Raw genomic sequence first — 7,187 nt, forward strand, 5'->3', positions numbered from 1 at the left:
CGCGGCATGCGTACGGGAGGGGAGATGAACGGTCGCTGGAGGATGCGCGGCGTCGCTGGCTTTGGCCGCTTGCTGCTGCTGCGGGTCATGCCGCTGATCTGGCGGTTGCTGCTGCCGCTGATGTCTCTGGTAGCGCTGATGCCGCTCGCCGCGCTCGCCGGCGAACCGACGAGCGAACCGCTGCTGCGGCTGGAAACCGGCATGCATACGGCGGTGATCAAGCGTATCGCCACCGACGCGGCCGGGCGCTGGGCGGTGACCGCTTCGGACGACAAGACGGCGCGCGTCTGGGACCTCGCCGTGCCGCCGCCCGGCGGGCAGACGGCCGGTGATCGGGCGCCCGCACCGGCGGTCGTTCTGCGCCCGCCGCAGGACGCCGGCAACGAAGGCAAGCTCTACGCCGTCGCGCTGTCGCCCGACGGCACGACGGTCGCGCTCGGCGGCTGGACCGGCGGGGATTGGGATGGCAAGGACAACATCTACCTCTTCGAGCGCGCGAGCGGACGCCTGCTGCGGCGCATCGGCGGTCTGCCGAATGTCATCAATCACCTCGCCTGGTCGCCCGACGGCCACTGGCTGGCGGCAAGCCTTTTTGGCGGCCACGGCGTACGCGTTTTCGACGCGACGAGCGGCGACGAGCGCGGCAGCGACAGCGACAGCGACAGCGACTACCAGGACGATTCCTACAGCGCGCATTTTCGTGCCGACAGCCGCCGACTGCTGACCACCGCTCGCGACGGCAAGCTTCGCCTGTACGCGCTCGAAGCGGGTCGCTGGCGCCTGTTGCGCAGCGCCGCAGCGGCCGGCGGCAAGGAGCCGTACGCCGCGCGCTTCTCGCCCGACGGCCGGCGAATCGCGCTCGGCTTCCACGACAGTACGCGCGTGCAGGTGGTCGACGGCGAAACGCTCGCCGAAGTCGCGCAACGGACGACGCAGGGTGTCGCCAACGGCAACCTCATGAGCGTCGCCTGGTCGGCCGATGGCCGCGTGCTGTTCGCCGCTGGTCGCTGGCACGCGCAGGGCAAGTTCCCGCTGCGCCGCTGGCGAACCGCCGACTGGTCGCCGCTCGCCGACCTGCCGCTCGCCAACGACACGATCATGGACCTCGCGCCGCTGCCCGACGGGCGAGTGTTGTTTGCTGCCGGCGACCCGGCGTGGGGAATCGTCTCCGCCGACGGCGGCGTCGAACTGCGGCGCGAGGCGGCGATCGCCGACCTGCGCGACCAGTACGATGTCTTCGCGCTATCGCCCGACGCCCGCCGCGTTCGCTTCGGCTATCGCCAGTGGGGCGGCGACCCGCGCGTCTTCGACCTCGGCCAACGCGAGTGGGTCGCCGAAGGTGGCGGCGAAGGCGAGCGCCAGGCCGACCGCCGCGTTGACGCAAGGGCGGACAAAAAAGCAAGCGGCAAGCCGACCGCAAGAGCCAACGCCAAGGCGCCCGGCAAAACCGCCGCTGGCGCCGGCGAGCTCGCGCTCGCGCGCACCAGCGCCGCCGACCTCGAACTGCGCGACTGGAAGCACCACACCCGGCCCACGCGCAACGGCGAGCCGCTGCCGCTCGCACCCCACGAAATGTCGCGCAGCGTCACGATCAGCGCCGACGGCGAGCACTTCGTACTCGGCGCCGATTGGTCGTTGCGCTTCTTCACGCGCAGCGGCACAGAGCTCTGGCGGCAGCCGGTCCCCGGCGCCGCCTGGGCGGTCAACGTCAGCGCCGACGGCCGCTTTGTCGTCGCGGGCTACGGCGACGGGACGATCCGCTGGCACCGCGTCAGCGACGGGAGCGAGGTCGTCGCCTTCTTTCCGCACGCCGACCGGCAGCGCTGGATCGCGTGGACGCCGGAAGGCTATTACGACGCTTCGCCCGGCGCCGAGGAACTGATCGGCTACCACCTCAACCACGGACGCGAGCGCGCCGGCGAGTTCGTCAGCGCCGCGCAGTTGCGCGAAACCTTCTACCAGCCGGCGCTGCTCGCGCGCCGACTCGACGCCGACGGCGACCAGCGCCTGGCCGAAGTCGTCGCGCGCCGCGGCGACGTGCGCCAGATCCTCGCCGCCGGGCCGCGCCCGCAGATCGAGCTGCTCTCGCCGGCCGCAACGACGAGCGACGGCGACTACCAGTTGCAAGTGCGCGTCCGCCAGCTCGGCCAAGGCGAGCACCGGCTGCGCCTGCGCATCGACGAGCAGGAGTTCGCCGGCCGCTGGCAGACGCAGGCGCTCACCCCCGGCGGCATCGTCGTCAACCCCTTGACCGACCTGGCGCCGGGACTGCGCCGGCTGAGCGTCGAACTGGTCGACGGCCGCGGCGTCGCTTCGCCGCCGCTACGCGTCGCGCTGCAGGTGAAGCCGCCCGCGAGCACGCCGCCGCCGCGCCTGCACGTGTTCGCCGTCGGCGTGACGCGCTATCGCGACCAGGCGCTGGCCAAGGGAGTCGCCTTTGCCGCCGACGACGCGAAGGCGGTCGCCGCCGCATTCCAGCGCGGCGGGCAGGGCGTGTACCAGCCGGGCGTGGTCCGCGTCCTCGCCGACGCAGAAGCCACCAGCAAGGAGGCGATCCTCGCCGCCGGCCGGAAAATCGCCGACGAGGTACGCGCGCACGACGCTTTCGTCCTCTACCTCGCCGGACACGGCCGCACGGTCGAGGGCGATTACTACTACGTCCCCGCGCAGGTGGTCTTCCGCAACCAGGAACAGTTCCGCAACGATGCCCTCGGCGGCGAAGCGCTGCGCGGCCTGCTGGCGTCGATCCCGGCCAGCAAGCTGCTCGTCCTGCTCGACACGTGCAGCAGCGGCTCCTTCCACCTGCCAGGACGCGCCGGCCTCGACGACAAGGCAGCGATCGACCGCTTGCAGCGCATCAGCGGCCGCGCGCTGATCGCCGCCGCCGCCGACGAGAAAATGGCGCTCGAAGGCGAAGGCGGCCACGGCGTCTTCACCTACGCCTTGCTGCGCGCACTCGCCGGCGACGCCGCAAGCGATCCCGCCACCGGCTGGATCTCGGTCACCGCGCTCGGCGAATACATCGACCGCCAGGTGCCCGCGATCACCCAGCGCAAATGGAAATACCAGCAGATCCCGGTCGCCAACACGCCGGTACCGTTCCCGATCGTGCGCAAGCCGGCGAACGGACGGTGAGCGCCGCGCAGCCGCCGCGCGGCGTGCGGGTGTTCGTCTCGTACGCGCACGAGGACGACGCGCTGCGCCTCGAGCTGCACAAGCATCTGGACGACTTGGCGAGTAGCGGCGAAATGGTTTTGTGGGACGACCGCCAGATTCCACCTGGAGCGAACTGGGAGGAGGAAATATTCTCGCGGCTCGGAGCAGCGGACATGATCCTGCTCCTGGTCAGCGCAGACTTCCTCGCTTCCGCCTTCTGCAAGGAGGAGACGCGGCGCGCGATTGCCCGGCGCGACGATGCTGGCGACCAAGTGATTGTCGTACCGGTCATTCTGCGCGATTGTCGGTGGGAACATCTGCCCTTCGCGAGGTCGCAGGTGCTGCCGCCTGGCGCCACGCCGCTGCGCAATGAGCGCGACAAGGACGCCTATTTCAAAGCTGTTGCCGATGCTCTGGCGGAGGAGATCAAGCGCTTCGATCAGGTCAACAAGCCGTGGGTACGGCGAATCGGCCCGCGTTTGCGCGATCCGACAGGGCGGCGTCGTTTGCGCTTCGTCCTCGCTTTGCTCGTGCTGCTCGCCGTTTCGGTCGGCGCCGCCCTCTGGTGGGGCAAAGCGCAGATGTCGGCGGGGGTGGCGGCGCTGCGCGATGGCAGCTATGCGGCCGCGCACGAGGCTCTGGCTGCCGAGTGCCAACGTGCGTGGTGGGGCAGCGCGCGTGTGTGTGCCGCGGCAGAAACGGCAAAGCTTGGCATGTTGCTCGAAGCGCCGCCCGAGCAGCTCGACGTGGAAGCAGTCGGGCGCGGCGTTGGCGAACTGCGCGCGCGGCCCGGCGGCGAGCAGAATGCGACGCTGCTGCTCTTCGCCGCGCAACTGAAACTGCGCGAAAGCGATCCACAACGCCGTGGCGCAGCGATCGCCGAAGCGCTGCGCCTGCTCGAGCAAGCGATCGCGCTCGATCCCGAACTGGCCGAGGCGCATTACGTGCTCGCCGACCTGAGCCTGGCGCGCGCCGATTACGCGACAGCGCTCTCGGCGCTCGACAAGGCGGTGGCCAGCGCACCCGATGCGCCGCACTACCGCAACGCGCGCGCCTACGCCCGCTGGCAGTCGGGCGACGTGCGCGGCGCCGAGGCCGACTACCGGCAAAGCGCCGACGGCGGCGTGCTGCTCTCGCACCTTGAGCTGGCCGAACTGCTCTGGCGCGACGGCCGCTTCGCCGCCGCCGCCGACCAGCAACAGGCCGCGTACGCTGCGCTGCGTGACGACCAGGTGCCACGCCGCGGACGCAACCATTTGCCCTGGATCTTCGCGAACGAGCTGGCGAAGCAGGCGGAAACGCCGCCCGGCGAGGCGTCGACAGCCAAAGCGTCGTCAGGCGAGGCGTCGAAAGCGGAAGCGCCGCCGGGCGAGGCGTCGAAGGCGCAAACGCGGCGGCTCCTGGTCCTGCGGCTCGTGGCCGAGAAACGCTGCTATGCGCAACTCGCCTGGCAGGCTTCGCGCTGGCTGGCCGGACAGACGCCACCGGCGACGGTCGAGGAAGCGGCGACGCCGGCCAACGACTGCGGCCCACATCGCAGCGAGATTCAGACGACGCTGGCCGGCGCGCTGCAGCGCGCAACGCCGCCGGCAGCGCAGGCGCGCGCCGCTGCCTTGGCGGCGGCGCTGCAAGCTGGCCAATAGCTTGACCGTCGCGGCTGGTCGGCCGGCAGACCAGACGCATTCCCCAGCGGCGAGCGCCCTCGTCGCCCGCGTGCTTCCTGCCGGCGCGAAGCGACTTTGCAGTCGTGCCAATCGCGCGGCAGTCGTGCCCATCGCGTGCCAATGGCGCGCCAATCGCGTCGCTGCGAGCGCTGGATTACAATTCGGCTTCGTTCCGGGCGACTTGCTCCTGCCTGCGGGCTGCCGCCCGCCGAGCGTCGCGCCCGCCGGCGACCCATGCGCCGCCGTGCCGATCAGACTTTCCTGACTGCCTTCCGCCGATGACTACTGCAAGTCGCTCGCAAGCCCTCTATCGCGCCGCCGAACTCCGCCTGATCGAGAACGCTGCCGCTGATCAGCCACTGATGCAGCGCGCCGGGCTGGCCGCGGCCGACCTTGCCAGTTCGCTCTGCCGGCAACCGGGAGCGCCGGTGCTGCTCCTCGCCGGGCCGGGCAACAACGGCGGCGACGCTTTCGTTGCCGCCCGCCATCTGCGCGAACGCGGGCTTGCTGCCAGCCTGGTCTTCGCCGGCGATGCCGACCGGCTGCCATCGGATGCGGCAGCGGCGTACCGCCGTTTCGTCAACGACGGCGGCGTCGCCCTCGACGATCTGCCGCCCGATCGGCGCTGGTCGCTGATCGTCGACGGGCTGTTCGGCATCGGCCTGCAGCGTCCGATTGCCGGACGCTACGGCGATCTGGTGGCGGCAGCCAACCGGCTGGCGGCGCGTGACCGCTGTCCGCTGCTCGCGCTCGATTGCCCGAGCGGCCTCGACGCCGACACCGGTGCGCTGCGCGGACCGGCGATTCACGCCAGTCACACGCTCACCTTCATCGCCGCCAAGCCTGGCCTGTTCACCGGCGATGGGCCGGACTGTTGCGGCATCGTCTCGGTCGCCCGGCTCGATCTGGCAGCCGAGCGGCTGGTGCGCCCGACCGCAGGAACGATCGGCACCGAACTCTTCGCCGACCGCTTGCAGCCACGTCGGCGCAACAGTCACAAGGGCAGCTACGGCGACGCCGGCGTGCTCGGCGGGGCCGACAGCATGGTCGGCGCGGCCTTTCTCGCCGGACGCGCGGCGCTCAAGCTGGGCAGCGGTCGCGTCTATCTCGGGCTGCTCGACGCACAGGCGCCGGCGTACGATACGCTGCAGCCGGAATTGATGCTGCGCCAGCCCGAGGCGCTGCTGGCGACGCCGTTGAGCGCGCTCGCCTGCGGCCCCGGTCTGGGAACGAGCGGCCAGGCGCTCGCGCTGCTCGAACGTGCTTTCGCGCTCAACCTGCCGCTGCTGCTCGACGCCGACGCGCTCAATCTGCTCGCGCGCGAGCAACGCCTGCAGGAGACGCTGGCACGGCGGACGGCGCAGCATCCGGCGACGACCCTCCTCACGCCACACCCAAGCGAGGCGGCGCGCCTGCTCGACTGCACTACGGCGCAGGTGCAGGCCGACCGCGCCGGCGCCGCTTTGCAGCTTGCCGCGCGCTATCGGGCGCTGGTCGTCGTCAAGGGCTGCGGCAGCATCATCGCAACGACCGACGGCGAGTGGTGGATCAACACCAACGGCAACCCGGGGCTGGCGACGGCGGGCAGCGGCGACGTGCTGAGCGGGCTGGTTCTGGCGCTGCTCGCGCAGGGCTGGCCGGCGCACCAGGCCTTGCTTGCCGGCGTCCATCTGCACGGCGCGGCGGCCGACGGCGTCGTCGCCGAAGGTTGCGGACCGGTCGGCCTGACCGCCGGCGAGCTGATCGATGGCGCCCGTCGCTGCTTCAACCGCTGGCTGACGGATGGCGGATAGCCGGCCAGCGGCACTACATCTTGCCGGAGTTCTGCTCTGTCTGAGCGCTTTGTTGCTGTTTGCGGCGCTCGACGCAACCGCCAAGTATCTGGCCGCCTTCCTGGCCGTTCCGCTGCTCGTCTGGGCGCGCTATCTGGTCCATCTGCTGCTGATGCTGGCTTTCGTTGCGCCGCACATGGGCCGGCAGCTCGTCGTCACCTCGCATTTCTGGCTGATGAGCCTGCGCGGGCTGACGCTTGCCGGCGTCACCTTGCTTGGCCAACTGGCGCTGCAGAGCTTGCCGCTCGCCGAAACGACCTCGCTCGTCTTTGTCGCGCCGCTGCTCGTCGCGCTGCTCGCCGGCCCCGTGCTCGGCGAACGCGTGCCGCGGCGCGCCTGGCTGGCCACCGGCGCGGGCTTTGCCGGCGTCCTGCTGATTGCCCGACCGGGCGGCGCGCTGAGCGGCCCGGCGGTCGCCTGCGCGCTTGGCGCGGCGCTCTTCTACGCCGCCTACCAGCTTCTCACGCGCAAGCTGGTGGCGACCGAACCGGCGCTGCGTCTGCTCTTCTACACCGCGCTCTTCGGCACGCTGGCG

The 7,187-nt window shown here is 71.1% G+C and carries 4 protein-coding genes; all 4 read left to right on the plus strand.

The annotated features are described in order from the left end of the window. The first annotated feature begins 24 nt into the window (after positions 1-24). Positions 25-3,135 carry a caspase family protein gene (locus Q1L59_RS12610; protein WP_300332690.1) on the plus strand — a complete coding sequence of 1,037 codons (3,111 nt, stop codon included), beginning with the start codon at positions 25-27 and terminating at the stop codon, positions 3,133-3,135. Beyond that, positions 3,057-4,799: a toll/interleukin-1 receptor domain-containing protein gene (locus tag Q1L59_RS12615; RefSeq protein ID WP_300332692.1), complete on the plus strand. Its 1,743-nt coding sequence runs from the start codon at positions 3,057-3,059 to the stop codon at positions 4,797-4,799. The genes Q1L59_RS12610 and Q1L59_RS12615 overlap by 79 nt, the downstream gene beginning before the upstream one ends. A 299-nt stretch (positions 4,800-5,098) precedes the next feature. Beyond that, a complete protein-coding gene (locus tag Q1L59_RS12620) occupies positions 5,099-6,613 on the plus strand; it encodes an NAD(P)H-hydrate dehydratase (protein ID WP_300332694.1) in 1,515 nt (504 codons plus the stop codon). Beyond that, positions 6,603-7,187 (plus strand): DMT family transporter (locus Q1L59_RS12625; RefSeq protein ID WP_300332696.1); only part of this gene is annotated, 585 nt, incomplete at its 3' end. The genes Q1L59_RS12620 and Q1L59_RS12625, both read left to right, overlap by 11 nt.

It is taken from the genome of Accumulibacter sp. (assembly GCF_029255125.1).
Lineage (GTDB): Bacteria > Pseudomonadota > Gammaproteobacteria > Burkholderiales > Rhodocyclaceae > Accumulibacter.